This window comes from Cobetia sp. UIB-001 (genome assembly GCF_044789135.1).
GTDB lineage: Bacteria > Pseudomonadota > Gammaproteobacteria > Pseudomonadales > Halomonadaceae > Cobetia > Cobetia amphilecti.
In genome coordinates this window covers 3,777,651-3,792,475 of record NZ_CP058244.1, presented here as the reverse complement: position 1 = coordinate 3,792,475, position 14,825 = coordinate 3,777,651, and the positions used below count along the sequence as shown (strand labels likewise).

The 14,825-nt window shown below is 64.5% G+C and carries 12 protein-coding genes; 4 read left to right on the top strand and 8 right to left on the bottom strand.

Features of this window, described 5'->3' with window-relative positions; all coding sequences use genetic code 11:
- Positions 1–72 precede the first annotated feature (72 nt).
- Complete coding sequence (gene acnA, locus HA399_RS15640) at positions 73–2,832, bottom strand: aconitate hydratase AcnA (protein ID WP_043333046.1); 2,760 nt, start codon at positions 2,830–2,832, stop codon at positions 73–75.
- A gap of 377 nt (positions 2,833–3,209) precedes the next feature.
- Between acnA and HA399_RS15635 the strand changes: the two genes are divergently transcribed.
- From HA399_RS15635 to trxB, 3 genes are all read left to right on the top strand, one after another.
- Positions 3,210–3,575, top strand: coding sequence for a CPXCG motif-containing cysteine-rich protein (locus HA399_RS15635; RefSeq protein ID WP_153636610.1), 366 nt, complete (start codon positions 3,210–3,212; stop codon positions 3,573–3,575).
- Positions 3,576–3,860: 285 nt separating this feature from the next.
- On the top strand, positions 3,861–4,463 hold the full coding sequence (locus tag HA399_RS15630) for a peroxiredoxin (protein WP_043333044.1): 603 nt from the start codon (positions 3,861–3,863) through the stop codon (positions 4,461–4,463).
- A 478-nt stretch (positions 4,464–4,941) separates the two neighbouring features.
- Entirely contained in the window at positions 4,942–5,898 is a 957-nt protein-coding gene (gene trxB, locus HA399_RS15625; RefSeq protein ID WP_043333042.1) for a thioredoxin-disulfide reductase, read from the top strand.
- Between the two features lie 134 nt (positions 5,899–6,032).
- Here trxB and HA399_RS15620 read toward each other — a convergent pair whose 3' ends face one another.
- Positions 6,033–6,284 carry a SlyX family protein gene (locus tag HA399_RS15620; RefSeq protein WP_404325453.1) on the bottom strand — a complete coding sequence of 84 codons (252 nt, stop codon included), beginning with the start codon at positions 6,282–6,284 and terminating at the stop codon, positions 6,033–6,035.
- Between the two features lie 596 nt (positions 6,285–6,880).
- Between HA399_RS15620 and HA399_RS15615 the strand changes: the two genes are divergently transcribed.
- Positions 6,881–7,345, top strand: a complete 465-nt coding sequence (locus tag HA399_RS15615; protein WP_043333039.1) for a cold-shock protein — start codon at positions 6,881–6,883, stop codon at positions 7,343–7,345.
- Positions 7,346–7,439: 94 nt separating this feature from the next.
- Here the strand turns inward: HA399_RS15615 and HA399_RS15610 are convergent, their stop codons facing one another.
- The 6 genes from HA399_RS15610 to HA399_RS15585 all read right to left on the bottom strand — a co-directional run bounded on the left by HA399_RS15610 (position 7,440) and on the right by HA399_RS15585 (position 14,824).
- Positions 7,440–7,853, bottom strand: coding sequence for a hypothetical protein (locus tag HA399_RS15610; RefSeq protein ID WP_043333036.1), 414 nt, complete (start codon positions 7,851–7,853; stop codon positions 7,440–7,442).
- Positions 7,850–9,049 carry a succinyl-diaminopimelate desuccinylase gene (dapE, locus tag HA399_RS15605; protein ID WP_404325452.1) on the bottom strand — a complete coding sequence of 400 codons (1,200 nt, stop codon included), beginning with the start codon at positions 9,047–9,049 and terminating at the stop codon, positions 7,850–7,852. The genes HA399_RS15610 and dapE overlap by 4 nt, the downstream gene beginning before the upstream one ends.
- A gap of 161 nt (positions 9,050–9,210) precedes the next feature.
- Positions 9,211–10,236: a 2,3,4,5-tetrahydropyridine-2,6-dicarboxylate N-succinyltransferase gene (dapD, locus tag HA399_RS15600; RefSeq protein WP_404325451.1), complete on the bottom strand. Its 1,026-nt coding sequence runs from the start codon at positions 10,234–10,236 to the stop codon at positions 9,211–9,213.
- Between the two features lie 40 nt (positions 10,237–10,276).
- Entirely contained in the window at positions 10,277–10,678 is a 402-nt protein-coding gene (locus HA399_RS15595; protein ID WP_368447747.1) for an ArsC family reductase, read from the bottom strand.
- A 39-nt stretch (positions 10,679–10,717) separates the two neighbouring features.
- Positions 10,718–11,917, bottom strand: coding sequence for a succinyldiaminopimelate transaminase (gene dapC, locus HA399_RS15590; protein WP_404325450.1), 1,200 nt, complete (start codon positions 11,915–11,917; stop codon positions 10,718–10,720).
- 195 nt (positions 11,918–12,112) lie between these two features.
- Entirely contained in the window at positions 12,113–14,824 is a 2,712-nt protein-coding gene (locus tag HA399_RS15585; RefSeq protein ID WP_043333097.1) for a [protein-PII] uridylyltransferase, read from the bottom strand.
- Between the last annotated feature and the right edge of the window lies 1 nt (position 14,825).

The window sequence follows — 14,825 nt, the reverse complement described above, 5'->3', positions numbered from 1 at the left end:
AAGAAGCCCCCGCAGGCCATGCCTGCGGGGGCTTTTGTGTTGCAGTCAGCGCTGCGGTGAACGGCTGGCGGGTTACAGCATGCCGCGCAGCACGTAGTGGAGGATGCCGCCGTGGCGGTAGTACTCCAGCTCGTTGTCGGTATCGATGCGGCACAGCGCCTCGATCTTCTGCTCACCCTTGTCGCTCTTGAAGGTGACCTGGACCTTGCCGCCGGCCGTCAGGTCATTCAGGCCGCTGATGCTGATTTCCTCATCACCGGTCAGCCCCAGCGACTGGCGGCTCTCGCCTTGCGGGAACTGCAGAGGCACCACGCCCATGCCGATCAGGTTGGAGCGGTGGATACGCTCGTAGGACTCGGCGATCACCGCGCGTACGCCCAGCAGCAGGGTGCCCTTGGCGGCCCAGTCACGCGAGGAGCCAGTGCCGTACTCCTTGCCGGCGACCACCACCAGTGGCGTGCCTTCCTCGGCATACTTCATGGCGGCATCGTAGATGGCCATCTGCTCGCCGGACGGCACGTGGCGGGTCTCGCCGCCCTCGACGCCATCGAGCATCTCGTTGCGGATACGCACGTTGGCGAAGGTGCCGCGCATCATCACTTCGTGGTTGCCGCGACGCGAACCGTAGGAGTTGAAGTCCTTGACCTCGACCCCGTTCTCCTTGAGGTAGCGACCCGCCGGGCTGTCCGGCTTGATGGCACCGGCCGGAGAGATGTGGTCGGTGGTCACCGAGTCGCCGAGCATCGCCAGCACGCGGGCATTCTCGACATCCTGTACGGCTTCCGGCTCACGCTGCATGCCTTCGAAGAACGGCGGGTGCTGGATGTAGGTGGAGTCCTTCCACTCATACACTTCGGCTTGCGGCACATCGATGGCCTGCCAGGTCTCGTCGCCGTCGAAGACCTCGGCGTACTCCTTGCGATACATCTCGGTACGCACCTGCTCGACGGCCTCGGCGATCTCGGCCTGACTCGGCCAGATGTCCTTGAGGAAGACGTCATTGCCGTCGGTGTCCTTGCCCAGCGGCTCCTTGGAGAGGTCGACCCGCACGGTGCCGGCGAGGGCATAGGCGACCACCAGGGGCGGCGACGCCAGCCAGTTGGTACGCACGTTGGGATGCACGCGACCCTCGAAGTTGCGGTTGCCCGACAGCACCGAGGCGACCGTCAGGTCACGCGTGTTGATGGCGTCCTCGACCGGTTCCGGCAGCGGGCCGGAGTTGCCGATACAGGTGGTGCAGCCATAGCCGACCAGGTTGAAGCCCAGCTCGTTGAGGTCATCCTGCACGCCGGCAGTCGCCAGGTAGTCGGTGACGACCTTGGAGCCCGGCGCCAGTGAGGTCTTGACCCACGGCTTGCTGCTCAGGCCTTTCTCGCGTGCCTTGCGCGCGACCAAGCCAGCCGCCAGCATCACGCTGGGGTTGGAGGTGTTGGTGCAGGAGGTGATGGCGGCGATGACGACATCACCGTGATCGAGGCGGAAGGTCTCGCCATTCAGCTCGCTGTAATCGCCGTTCTTCACCTCGCTCTGCTTGTCGTAGCTCTGCTCGACATCGACGGCGGTCTGGCCACCCTCGGACAGCCACTTGCCGTCCTCGATGTCCGGCACTTCGCCCAGCTGATCGCCGAGGATCTTCTCGAAGGTCTGCTTGATGTCGGTGAGGGCGACGCGGTCCTGCGGGCGTTTGGGGCCGGCGAGGGAGGCGACGACCTCGGTCATGTCCAGCTCGAGCGTATCGGAGAAGACCGGCTCGTGGCCCGGCTCGCGCCACAGACCCTGCTCCTTGGCGTAGGCCTCGACCAGCGCGACCTGCTCATCGGAGCGACCGGACAGACGCATGTAGTTGAGCGTCTCGTCATCCAGCGGGAAGAAGCCACAGGTAGCACCGTACTCCGGCGCCATGTTGGCGATGGTCGCGCGGTCGGCCAGCGGCAGGTCATCTAGGCCATCACCGTAGAACTCGACGAATTTGCCGACCACGCCACGGCTTCTCAGCATCTGGGTGACGGTCAGCACCAGGTCAGTCGCGGTGATGCCTTCGTTGAGCTTGCCGGTCAGCTTGAAGCCGACCACTTCCGGAATCAGCATCGAGACCGGCTGGCCGAGCATCGCAGCTTCCGCCTCGATGCCGCCGACACCCCAGCCGAGTACGCCGAGGCCGTTGATCATGGTGGTGTGGGAGTCGGTGCCGACCAGGGTGTCGGGATAGGCGAAGGTCTTGCCATCTTCCTCGCGGGTGAAGACGGCGCGGCCGAGATATTCCAGGTTCACCTGGTGGCAGATACCGGTGCCCGGCGGGACGACGGAGAAGTTGTCGAAGGCCTGCTGGCCCCAGCGCAGGAATTCGTAACGTTCGCGGTTACGCTCCATCTCGATGCGGACGTTGTCCTTGAAGGCGCTCGGATCGCCGTAGTGGTCCACCATCACCGAGTGGTCGATGACCAGGTCCACCGGGGTCAGCGGATTGACCTTCTCGGGGTCGGCGCCGAGCTTCTTGACGGCGTCACGCATGGAGGCCAGGTCGACCACACCGGGCACGCCGGTGAAATCCTGCATCAGCACGCGCGCCGGACGGTAGCCGATCTCGTGGGTGCTGGAGGCGGTCTTCTGCCAGTCGGCCAGCGCCTTGATGTCTTCCTTGGTCGCGGTTTCACCGTCCTCGAAGCGCAGCTGATTCTCCAGCAGCACCTTGAGCGTGAAGGGCAGTCGCGTCAGGTCGCCAAGCGTGTCGGCCGCCTTCTTGAGCGAGTAGTAGTGATAGCGCTTGTCTCCGACTTCCAGCTCGGAGAGGGTGTCAAGCGAATCCAGTGACTGAGAGCGCTGGGAACCCATGATTCTCCTCCTTGTCGTTGTCTTCACCGGCCAGACTGCTGAAGTGTCGTTCAACAGGCGCGTCAGGTGCCTCGGCCGGATGCGACGCGTCGCGAGAGCGACTGCCAGGTCGCGGATGGTTGCCTACATAAGGCTATGGTCATCATGTGACAGGAATTCAAGCGCACACCACCATCGAGGATAGTGTGAAGCAAGGAACCCTGCGTCGCGTTCGCTGCCATAGAGTTTGCCGCCACGACTCTCGCGCGGCGTGAATGCGGCCCCTAAAGTATCCGGGACAGGGGTATCCGAAACGGTGACATCCAAGACGGTGGCACCCCAGACGGTGCCCCTCGCAACGTCCGTCGCGTTCACCATCAGGCACAACGGAGGCTGTCATGAACGAACAAGGGCGCAGGCCGAGCGAATCCGGCGAGCTGCCGGAAGATGATGAGGTTCTGGATGCGGCGGTCGAGCAGTGGCTGGCGGAGCATTCCTCGGGGCAGTCCGATGAATGGCCGGGCCATGAGTTGCTGGAAGACAAGCAGGAAGGAGTGGTCAATGAGGCGCTGCATGAGGCGGAAATCAACTGCCCCTACTGCGACACGCCCTTCACGGTGTTCCTGGATCTGGACGAGGGCAGTCTGACCAACATCATCGACTGCGAGCGTTGCTGTCAGCCGATCCAGGTGCGCCAGCAGGTCGACCCGGTCAGTGGTGAGCTCGAAGGTCTGGATATCGGCCAGGATGACGACGTGCTGTGACGGCATCTCACCTGCGCGGCACGCTGGAACCGGCGCCGGCAGGCGTCAGTGACGCAAAGTGACAGGCTTGCAGGGGCAGGGCGCGGTAGATGCTGTATTCTGCAGCCAAGGTCACTTATGATCCCGACACCCGCTGTTGGCGTCATCGCGCTGCCATAGGCAATCTCTATGGTGGTGATTGCAGCAAACATTTGGCATCTGCCACACGTGGCGATTAGTCTGTGTGGCGATTCATCACAAAGGCGGCCCGCTGCCTTTATCATCATTATTCCTCAGGAGATCACCATGAGCGTATTGGTCGGACGTCAGGCCCCGGATTTCGAAGCCGCAGCAGTGCTGGGCGACGGTACCATCGTCGACAACTACAAGCTGTCTGATTCCAACGGCAAGCTGCGCGTGCTGTTCTTCTGGCCGCTGGACTTCACCTTCGTTTGCCCGTCTGAAATCATCGCCCACGACAACCGTCTGGCGAAGTTCAAGGAACTCGGCGTCGAAGTCATCGGTGTGTCCATCGATTCCCAGTTCACTCACCACGCATGGCGCAAGACCTCTCCGGACGCTGGCGGCATCGGTGAAGTCGGCTTCCCGATCGTGGCCGACGTCAAGCACGAAGTCACCCAGGCATACGGCATCGAGCATCCGGAAGCTGGCGTCGCTCTGCGCGCTTCCTTCCTGATCGACGAAGACGGTGTCGTTCAGCACCAGGTCGTCAACAACCTGCCGCTGGGCCGTAACGTCGACGAGATGGTCCGCATGGTCAAGGCCCTGCAGTTCCACCAGACCAACGGCGAAGTCTGCCCGGCAGGCTGGGAAGAAGGTCAGGAAGGTATGAAGGACACCGCTGAAGGTGTTGCCAAGTACCTGGCAGGCCACTCCAGCAGCCTGTAAGTCGCTGCCTGGACGAGATCAGCTCACGCGTTCGTGCTGACTGATCCCGCGACTGCCTTTCGAACCTTCGGTAATGAGTGTCTCGAGAGGTAGGCGAACCGGAAGCCGTCGCCCCTGGCGGCGGCTTCCGCGCATCTGGGCAATGCCATCCTGCGGGCTCGTGCTTGAGCATAAGCTTCTGCGATGCCGGTCTGAGTCCGGTGCTGAAAGCTGGCGGCGTCTGCGCTACTCTGCGCAGTCCTTGTTCGCCTCAACCAGCCCGGCGAGCCAGTCAGCCAGCGAGTACAGCGAGTAAAAGTGCTTCCAGCGGGAAGCCTGCACGGGCGCCAGCGGGCCCGGATCATCACGCCGTGTCCTGAACCATGTCGATCGCATGTGCCGTCTGCAGCGCTGTCGGTATCGTTCAGTACATTGATCGCCAGCAGCCGCCATTGCTGCTGGTGAAATCCTCCGCCTTCATCTGTCACTGAGGTCATCCATGAGCAATGTCCGTCACGAACGTCTGATCATTCTCGGTTCCGGCCCGGCGGGTTACACCGCTGCCGTCTACGCTGCACGTGCCAATCTCAAGCCGCTCCTGATCACCGGCATGCAGATGGGTGGTCAGCTGACCACCACCACCGACGTCGACAACTGGCCCGGCGACGATGCTGGCGTGCAGGGGCCGGAGCTGATGGAGCGCATGCGTCGTCACGCCGAGCGCTTCGAGACCGAAGTCCTGTTCGATCACATCAACGAAGTGACCCTCGGCGAGCGTCCGTTCCTGCTCAAGGGTGACAACGGCAGCTACAGCTGTGATGCCCTGATCATCGCCACCGGCGCCAGCGCGCAGTATCTGGGCCTGCCGAGTGAGCAGCAGTTCATGGGCCAGGGCGTCTCGGCCTGTGCGACCTGCGATGGCTTCTTCTATCGCAATCAGGAAGTCGTGGTGGTCGGTGGCGGCAACACCGCAGTCGAGGAAGCGCTGTACCTGTCCAACATCGCCTCCAAGGTCACGCTGGTGCATCGCCGTGACAGCCTGCGTGCCGAGAAGATCCTGCAGGACAAGCTGTTCGACAAGGTCGAGAACGGCAACATGGCGGTCGAATGGCACCACACCCTCGACGAAGTGCTGGGCGACAACTCCGGTGTCACCGGCGTGCGTCTGCGTCATGTCGAGAGCGGTGCCACCAAGGAATTGAGCTCGATGGGCGTGTTCATCGCCATCGGCCACCGTCCGAATACCAGCCTGTTCGAAGGCCAGCTCGACATGCAGGGCGGCTATCTCAAGGTCCAGTCCGGTCTGGAAGGCAATGCCACCCAGACCAGCATCCCCGGCGTCTATGCCTGTGGCGATGTGATGGACCACGTTTACCGCCAGGCGATCACCTCTGCCGGTACCGGCTGCATGGCGGCGCTGGATGCCGAGCGTTATCTGGATGGCCTCATCGCCTGAGATCGCCCTGTCTGTAGCAACACTGTCAGATTCGAGAAAGTCTGATTCAGCACTGCCCGACCGGCCCCGCAGCCTCGCTGCGGGGCCGGTTTGCGTTCAAGGCCCTGCCTAGACTTGGCTGGGAGGGCTGAGGCTCAGTAATGGGGTGGCAGGTCATCGTGTGGCTGCGCACCGAAAGGTGCTGCCGAGTCTGCGTCGCCTTGCTGTTCGCGCAGGGTGCGTAGCTGGCTGGCCATCAGCGCGGTGAGGCGCTCGAGTGTCTCTATCTGACGCTGCTGGGTGATGACGGTGCGATCGAGGGTCTCGAGCCAGTCATCCTGATGCGCGAGGCGCGATTCCAGTGCTTCCAGTCGGGCTTCCAGGCTGGGATCAGTCGAAGTTGTCATGCATCTGGGCTCCAGAGGGTAAGGGAATGGTCCGCGTAGGCAGTGGGGGAGGAGGGTGAGGCGGCCGCGGTTGGATGACGACTCATGCCATGACTCATGCCACGATTTCTGAGCGATGGCACGCCGAATCATCGCTGCGGTCGTTGCCTGGATCGTTGTCGAATTACCGCAAAGTGTTGAAGGATTGTCACTGAGTTGCCTCAGACGCATCAGGAAGAGGCGTGATAGACTGTTGACAGTGCGATTGACTTATTTTTCGTATATCGCACCCATTGACGGCCTTCGATTGCCTGCGCTTCGCGCGTCATTGACAGGGCCGGTTCCATCGACTGATGTGGAGTTACCTGCATCACGAGCCACGACGTCGCCAGAGCGATGCACAGGCATCTTTGCGTGTATCAGTGATGGTGGCGGGCACCGCCGTGAGGCGCTGCCTTCAGGCAGTTTCCCGACTGACGATAGCTGCTGTAACCCTGTCGTGCGGTCAGGCGCTGTCCATTGCGATCAAGGGCAGAACATTCTGATAGGGATCATCCGAAGCACTCATTTCTGCCCTCGCGTTACACCTCCACCCATTACCTAGAGAGTTTATCTTGATGAGTTCCAAGACGTTCTTCCGTTGTTTCATCATCAGCCTGCTGCTGGCACTGCCGGCACCGTTGCTGATTGCTGTCTTCATCACCCTGACCGGCGGCCAGCTGGCCGACACCCTGAGCCAGGCGCTTAGCGTCGAGGGCTTCGAGCTGGCGTACGCGGCTGCCGTCGCGGCCGTGTTCATCCTGCTGTTGATCGCGACGCTTGCCATTCCGGTGCTGTCTCCGCGCTCAGCGGTACTGGCTGAAGTCGAGGACGACGATCGTGAGATCGGCGAGGTCAAGTGGTTCAACGTCAACAAGGGCTACGGTTTCGTGACCCGTGAAAGTGGTGAAGATGTCTTCGTTCACTTCCGTGCCATTCGTGGCAAGGGCCACCGTACCTTGGCCGAAGGTCAGAAAGTGCGTTACCACGTCATCAGCAATGAGCGTGGCCTGCAGGCGGATGACGTGACGGTCATCACCTGATCGCTGACTCGCTCAGTGAAAGACGACAACGCCCCGCAGGCTAGCCTGCGGGGCGTTGTCGTTTCATGGACTGTCACCATAAGAGGCGGGTCACTCAGCCCTTGTCCGGCCAGGTGAAGGCCTCTTCGCTGCCGTCGGCCATGACACGGAAGAAACGGTCCGGCTCATCACCGGGCTGCCAGCTGCCCAGCGAGCAGCGCGTCTCGACCTGCAGGGCCCGGGCGGCGGCGCGTGCGCAGTCGACATCGCGCGCCCAGGGGGTACTGGCGCTGTCGAACCACAGGCTGGCGAAGCCATCGGCGACCTTCTCGACCACCAGCACCGCGATCTCGGCGCCATCACGCGTGAGGCGCGTACGGTGCTGCAGCTTGCCGGCCGGCTGGAAGACGACGACCTGACCGAACTGCTCGCCCAGCCAGGCGCCCAGTGCTTCCAGGCTCAAGGGCTTGAGATAGATCTCGATGTCCGGGTACTGCTCATCGGCGTCATTGTGCGGGGTGTCGCTCATGCCGTGGTCTCTTGGGTCGCGGGGGGGACAAACAGGTATTCCAGGATGTGCTCGTAGGCGCTGGAGAGTCGGTCCAGATCGCTGGCCATGACGCGTTCATCGATCTTGTGGATGGTCGCGTTGACCGGCCCCAGCTCGACGACCTGAGTGCCGAGCGTGGCGATGAAGCGACCATCGGAGGTGCCGCCGGAGGTGGACAGCACCGGCTTGCGCCCCAGCGCGCGTTCCACGCCGTGCACGGCGGCATCGACCAGCGCGCCTTCCGGCGTCAGGAAGGGCTCGCCGCTCAGGTTCCACTCGATCTCGACGTCCAGACCGTGCTTCTCGAGGATCTCATAGGTGCGACGCTTGAGGTCATCGGCGGTCAGCTCGGTGGAGTAGCGGAAGTTGAAGACCACTTCCAGCTCGCCGGGGATGACGTTGGTCGCGCCGGTACCGCCACGGATGTTGGAGATCTGGAAGCTGGTCGCCGGGAAGAAGTCGTTGCCGTTGTCCCAATGCTCGGCGGCCAGGGCGGCCAGCGCCGGGGCGGCTTCGTGGATCGGGTTGCGCGCCAGATGCGGGTAGGCCACATGGCCCTGGATGCCCTTGACGTGCATGACCGCACCCAGCGAGCCGCGACGGCCATTCTTGATCACGTCACCGGCGTAGTCGGTGGAGGACGGCTCGCCGACGATGCAGTAGTCGAGGCGCTCGTGATGCTCGCGCAGATACTCGACCACCGCACGGGTGCCGTGAACCGCCGGGCCTTCCTCGTCGGAGGTGATCAAGAAGGCGATGCGGCCTTCGTGGTCCGGGTTGGCGGTCACGAAGCGCTCGGTGGCGGTCAGCATCGCGGCCAGCGAACCCTTCATGTCGGCGGCGCCGCGGCCACACAGGAAGCCGGCATCATCGATGCACGGCGAGAACGGCGGATACTGCCAGTTGGCTTCCGGGCCCGTCGGCACGACATCGGTGTGGCCGGCGAAGGCCAGCACCGGACCATGATGGCCGCGCACCGCCCAGAAGTTGTCGACATCGCCGAAGGGCAGCCGCGTGATGGTGAAGCCCAGCGCCTCGAGGCGTTCGATCATCAGGGTCTGGCAGTCCAGGTCGTCCGGCGTGACCGAGGGGCGTGAGATGAGATCGAAGGCCAGCTCCAGCGTCGGAGACAGATCGGCGGGGCGTGGCGGAAGCGGTGCGTTTGAATCAGTCATCATGGGCCATCGCTGCAGGCGTCATCGCGAGGAGCGACAGCGCGAAATTCGGGGGGAGAGACGAAGTGTCTTCACGCCGGCCCGGACACTGCTGCCCGAGCCGGGAAATGCCACGACGGCCTGCCAGAGGTGCAGCCCCTGACAGGCCATCGTCACGCGCCTCAGTTGTGGGCGTGCAGGGCATCGTTGAGCGCGATGGCGCTCTTGTTGGTGCGGCACTCGACACGGCCGGTGACGGAGTTGCGACGCAGCAGCAGGTCGTCCTGGCTCGCCAGCTCACGGGCCGCGATCGTCTCGACTTCCTGGCCTTCGTTGTCGAAGACCATGACCTTGGTGCCGGCGGTGATGTAGAGGCCAGCTTCCACGGTGCAGCGATCGCCCAGCGGGATGCCGATACCGGCATTGGCGCCGATCAGGCAGCCTTCACCGACCTTGATGACGATGTTGCCGCCACCGGACAGGGTGCCCATGGTGGAGCAACCGCCGCCCAGATCAGAGCCCTTGCCGACGAAGACGCCCGCGGAGATGCGGCCTTCGATCATGCCCGGGCCTTCGGTGCCGGCATTGAAGTTGCAGAAGCCTTCGTGCATCACGGTGGTGCCTTCGCCCAGGTAGGCGCCCAGACGCACACGCGCGGTGTCGGCGATACGAATACCGGTCGGCACCACGTAGTCGGTCATCTTCGGGAACTTGTCGACGCAGTCCACGGACAGGGTGCGACCTTCCAGACGGGCCTTGAGGCGACGCGCCGGCAGCTCCTCGATGTCGATGGCGCCTTCGCTGGTCCAGGCGACATTCTTGAGCAGACCGAACATGCCGGTCAGATCGATGCCGTGCGGACGCACCATGCGGTGAGACAGCAGGTGCAGCTTGAGGTAGACCTCCGGCACGCTCTGCGGGGCGGCGTCTTCCTCGATGAACATGGCGACCAGCGGGCGCTGGCTGGCGGCCAGGCTCTCGGCCAGTTCGGCCTGGGCGCTGTCACCGGCGTCGCGCAGGGCGCTGGCCAGGGCGGCGCAGTGTTCCGGCAGGAAGCTGGTGGCGGTGGTGCCAGCCGGTGCGTCCAGTGCCTTGCGAGCGGCGTCAGCAACGGCAGCGGTCGGCTTGAACAGCGGGGCAGGATAGTAGACTTCCAGCCAGTCGCCGGTGGTGTTCTGGGTGCCGATTCCGAGGGCAAGGCTCAACATCGTGTCAATCTCCGGGGTGTCCAGTGGTGTAAGGGGTAACTCAGTCCTGCGGTTCGTAGACCGCCTTGTCATAGCCGATCACCAGATCCATCTCATTGTCGGCGGGATGACGCTCGAGAATGGGACGCTTGATCAGGGTCGGGTGCTCCAGCATCAATGCGCGTGCCGAATTGGCATCGAGGCTGTCACGTTGTTCATCGCTCAGGTTGCGCCAGCTGGTGCTGCGCTTGTTGAGCAGGCTGCTCCAGGCGGTCTGCTCCAGCCAGGATTCGAGCAGGCTGGCGGAGAGGCCATCCTCACGCAGGTCATGCCAGCGATAGGGCACGCCCCGGTCGTCGAGGGCGCGGCGCGCCTTGCGGCAGGTATCACAGGTCTTGATGCCGTAGAGCACGTGCATGGCGGTCTCCTTGAGCCAATCCGCCCCGCCGGGCGGGGCTGTCATCCAGTGTTGGGCTGCTGTCAGCCCGTGCAGGCCCGGCGCTCAGCGCAGGCGTTCGACGAAGCGACGCAGGCGCTGGGCGGCTTCGACGGTCTGTTCCAGTTCGGCCACCAGCGCCAGACGAATGCGTCCGGCGCCCGGATTCACGCCGTCCACCTCGCGCGCCATGTAGCTTGCCGGCAGCACGCCGACCGCCTCTTCGCGCAGCAGCTCGCGGGTGAAGGCGGCATCGTCACCGCCCGGCACGGCGGGGTACAGGTAGAAGCTGGCTTCCGGAGTCGGGAAGTCCATCACCGGTGCGAGGATTTCGGTCACGGCGGCAAACTTCTCGCGGTAGGCATCGCGATTGGCCAGCACGTGGGCTTCATCATTCCAGGCGGCGATGGAGGCGTACTGGTGATGCAGCGGCATCGCGCAGCCGTGATAGGTGCGGTAGTGACGGAAGCGACGGATCACCTCGCCATCGCCGGCCACGAAGCCGGAGCGCAGGCCCGGCAGGTTGGAGCGCTTGGACAGCGAGTGGAAGACCACGCAGCGCGCGTAGTCATCGCGGCCCATGGCGGCACAGGCTTGCAGCAGGCCCGGCGGCGGCGTCGGCTCGTCGAGATAGAGCTCCGAGTAGCACTCATCGGAGGCGATCAGGAAGTCGTGCTCGTCGGCGAGGCGAATCAGCTGCTGGAAGTCCTCCAGCGGTGTCACGGCGCCGGTGGGATTGCCCGGCGAGCAGACGAAGACGATCTGGGTATCACGCCACACCTCGGCCGGCACCGCGGCGTAGTCGGGGCGGAAGCCATTCTCGGCGGGGCAGGGCAGGTAGGTGACCTCGCCGCCGGCCAGCAGCGTCGCGCCTTCATAGATCTGATAGAAGGGGTTCGGCACCAGTACGCGCGCCGGACGCGTGCTGTCCAGCGAGGCCTGGATGAAGGCGAACAGTGCCTCGCGGGTGCCGGTGACCGGCAGGACCTGCTGGTCGATATCCGGCGTGGCGTTGAGCGAGAAGCGCTTCGCGAGCCAGTCGGCGATCGCCTGGCGCAATTCCCCCAGACCGCCGGTGGCGGGGTACTTGGCCACGCCCATGATGTGCTCGCGCAGGGTGTCGAGCACGAACTCGGGCGGCGCGTGACGCGGCTCGCCGATGGTCAGTGCAATCGGGTCCAGGGCGGGATTGGGCACGACGCCCTCGCGCAGCTTGGCCAGGGTTTCAAACGGGTAGGGCTTGAGCTGGTCGAGATCCGGGTTCATGCACGTTCCATGGGTGATGGCCGTGGCAGCCAGGCTGCCGGCCGAGCAGGGAGGAAGGCGTCCGCGAGTCACCGGACTGCCATGCAGGTCGACTCGCGATTATAGGGAAGCCGGCCGGTCCCCTCAATCGCGGGGTGCCGGCCGGCGCTTTCCCTCTGTACTCTCGTCACGTGCCGTCACGCGCCGTCACGCGTCTCAGCCGCGCTCGCCGACCTCGAGGACTTCGGTCAGGGCGTCACGCAGGCGTGTCTGGCGCTCGGGGTCGGTGATGGGTTCGCCGGCGCGGTCGGTGATGAAGAAGATATCCTCGACGCGCTCGCCGAGGGTGGCGATCTTGGCGGCATCGATGGCGATCTCGTGCTCCATGAACACGCGGCCGATGCGCGCCAGCAGGCCCGGGCGGTCCGAGGCGATCACTTCCAGTACGCTGCGGCCGTTGGTGTAGTCCTGGCTCAGCGTGATGCGCGGCGCGATGCGGAAATGCTTGAGCTGGCGCGGCGTATGGCGATTGACGATCACCGAGTAGTCATCCGGGTCATCCAGCTCTTCGACCAGATGGGTGCGGATATCGGCCAGGCGTGCGGCGTCGCGGATCGGCTCGCCGTCATCGTCGAGCAGGATGAAGGTGTTGAGCGTCCAGTTGTGGCTCGAGGTGGCGATGCGTGCATCGTGGATCGAGAGCCCCAGCTGCTCCAGCGCCGCGGCGGTGGCCGCGAACAGGTTGTCCACCGAGCGAGTGTGGATGAAGACCTTGGTGCCGCCTTCGGTCATCTCCTCGGTGGGCGCGCTGGTCAGTACCAGCGGCAGCGGCTCGCCATGCTCGTCGAGCTGCGGGGCTGCCTGGCGCGCCAGGATCCCCTGGGTGTGCCAGGCCACCTCGCTGGGGGCATAGCGCACGAAGTAGTCGTCGCCGAGGCTGGCCCACAGCGCCTCGGCGTCAGTGCGGGTGGTGCCCATGCCGGCCAGCAGGGACAGTGCTTCCTCACGGGTCTCGGTGATCCACTCGTGGCGCTCCGGCGGATGCTCGAGGCCACGGCGCAGCGCTCGGCGCGTCTCCATGTGCAGCTGGCGCAGCAATGCCGCACGCCAGCCGTTCCACAGCGATGGGTTGGTGGCGTTGATGTCGGCCACCGTCAGCACGTAGAGATAATCCAGGTGCGTCTCGTCGCCGACGATCTCGGCGAAGCGCGTGATGATCTCGGGGTCGGCGATGTCCTGCTTCTGGGCGGTCATCGACATCAGCAGGTGATGGCGCACCAGCCAGCTCAGGGTGCGGGTGTCGCGCGGGCTGAGGTCATGACGGCGCGCGAAGTCCTCGACTTCCTCGGCACCGATCTCGGAGTGGTCGCCGCCACGGCCCTTGCCGATGTCGTGATAGAGCCCGGCGATCCACAGCAGCTCCAGCTTGGGCAGCTCGCGGATCAGGGTCGCGGCGACCGGGAATTCCTCCTCGGCATCGGGGGCGCGGAATTCCTGGGCGACCTTGAGCAGGCGCAGGGTATGCGCATCGACGGTGTAGACGTGGAAGAGGTCGTGCTGCATCAGCCCCACGGCGCGACCGAAGGCCGGCAGGTACTTGCCGAGGATGCCGTAGCGCGCCATGCGCTTGAGCACGCGGGGCACGTTGCCGCCACAGCGCATCAGCTCCATGAACAGGCTCTGGTGGCGCACGTCGTCGCGGAAGGCGTCGTCGATCTGGTGGCGATGATCACGCAGCGCGCGGATGGTATCGGCGCGTACGCCCTCGATCTCCGGGTGCTGCGCCATCAGCAGGAACAGCTCCAGCAGCGCGGCGGGGCGGCGGCGGAACACGCCTTCCTCGCGCAGGCTGATGTAGCCGCTGCGGATCTCGAAGCGCGGATTGAGCGGCACGATGTTGACCGGCTCGTCATGGCGCAGGATGGCCTCGTCGAAGTGCTGCAGCAGCATGTCATTGAGGCCCGCCAGGGCGGTGACGTGGCGGTAGTAGCGCTTCATGAACTGCTCGACCGCCAGATGCTCGGGCGTGTCGCGGAAGCCGAACAGCTCGGCGATGGTGCGCTGGTGGTCGAACAGCAGCCGGTCCTCGGCGCGCCCGGCCAGCATGTGCAGCGCGAAGCGCACCTGCCACAGGAAGGCCTGGCCCTGGCTGAGAATGCGCAGCTCGGCATCATTCATGAAGCCCAGCGCGACCAGGTTGTCGTAGCGCTCGACTCCGAAGTGGCGCTTGGCGACCCAGCCGATCATCTGGATGTCGCGCAGGCCGCCGGGCGACGACTTGATGTTGGGTTCGAGGTGATATTCGGTGTTGGCGAACTTGTGGTGGCGAGCGATCTGCTCCTGCCACTTGGCCTCGAAGAAGGCTTCAGCCGGCCACAGACGGTCGGTGGCCAGACGTTCGCGCATGGCCTCGCGCAGCCGCTGAGGGCCGGCGATGACACGGGATTCCAGCAGGTTGGTGATCACGGTGACATCGGCGCGTGCCTCACGCTCGCAGTCACTCAGCGAGCGCACGGACTGGCCGATCTCGAGACCGATGTCCCACAGGAAGGTGATGAAGTCGGACAGCGCCTCACGATAGGGCGTGTCGTCGTCCTGCTCCAGTAACAGCAGCAGGTCGATGTCGGAATGCGGGTGCAGCTCGCCGCGGCCGTAGCCGCCCACGGCGAGCAGGGCGATGCCGTCATCCGGCCAGGTCTGGCGCTGCCAGGCGATGGCCAGCAGGCGATCGATGGCGCGGGCACGACCATGGATGAGGTCGCGGATGTCGGCGCCCGCCTTGAAGCGAGCCTCGAGACGCTCCTGTACCTGTGCCAGAGCCCGCTTGAACAGCGGGATGGGTGTCTTCGTCGTGGCCAGCTCGCCGTCGAAGGTGACGGCATCGTAGAGCGCTTCACGCTCGACGAAGTGATAGTGGTGCAGGAGCATC

Excerpts from the sequence above, each read along its gene's own strand:
- dapC (WP_404325450.1), bottom strand. The coding sequence starts at position 11,917 with ATGAACCCGGATCTCGACCAGCTCAAGCCCTACCCGTTTGAAACCCTG.
- HA399_RS15585 (WP_043333097.1), bottom strand. The coding sequence starts at position 14,824 with ATGCTCCTGCACCACTATCACTTCGTCGAGCGTGAAGCGCTCTACGAT.
- HA399_RS15610 (WP_043333036.1), bottom strand. The coding sequence starts at position 7,853 with ATGAGCGACACCCCGCACAATGACGCCGATGAGCAGTACCCGGACATC.
- trxB (WP_043333042.1), top strand. The coding sequence starts at position 4,942 with ATGAGCAATGTCCGTCACGAACGTCTGATCATTCTCGGTTCCGGCCCG.
- dapE (WP_404325452.1), bottom strand. The coding sequence starts at position 9,049 with ATGACTGATTCAAACGCACCGCTTCCGCCACGCCCCGCCGATCTGTCT.
- acnA (WP_043333046.1), bottom strand. The coding sequence starts at position 2,832 with ATGGGTTCCCAGCGCTCTCAGTCACTGGATTCGCTTGACACCCTCTCC.
- HA399_RS15630 (WP_043333044.1), top strand. The coding sequence starts at position 3,861 with ATGAGCGTATTGGTCGGACGTCAGGCCCCGGATTTCGAAGCCGCAGCA.
- HA399_RS15595 (WP_368447747.1), bottom strand. The coding sequence starts at position 10,678 with ATGACAGCCCCGCCCGGCGGGGCGGATTGGCTCAAGGAGACCGCCATG.
- HA399_RS15635 (WP_153636610.1), top strand. The coding sequence starts at position 3,210 with ATGAACGAACAAGGGCGCAGGCCGAGCGAATCCGGCGAGCTGCCGGAA.
- dapD (WP_404325451.1), bottom strand. The coding sequence starts at position 10,236 with ATGTTGAGCCTTGCCCTCGGAATCGGCACCCAGAACACCACCGGCGAC.
- HA399_RS15615 (WP_043333039.1), top strand. The coding sequence starts at position 6,881 with ATGAGTTCCAAGACGTTCTTCCGTTGTTTCATCATCAGCCTGCTGCTG.
- HA399_RS15620 (WP_404325453.1), bottom strand. The coding sequence starts at position 6,284 with ATGACAACTTCGACTGATCCCAGCCTGGAAGCCCGACTGGAAGCACTG.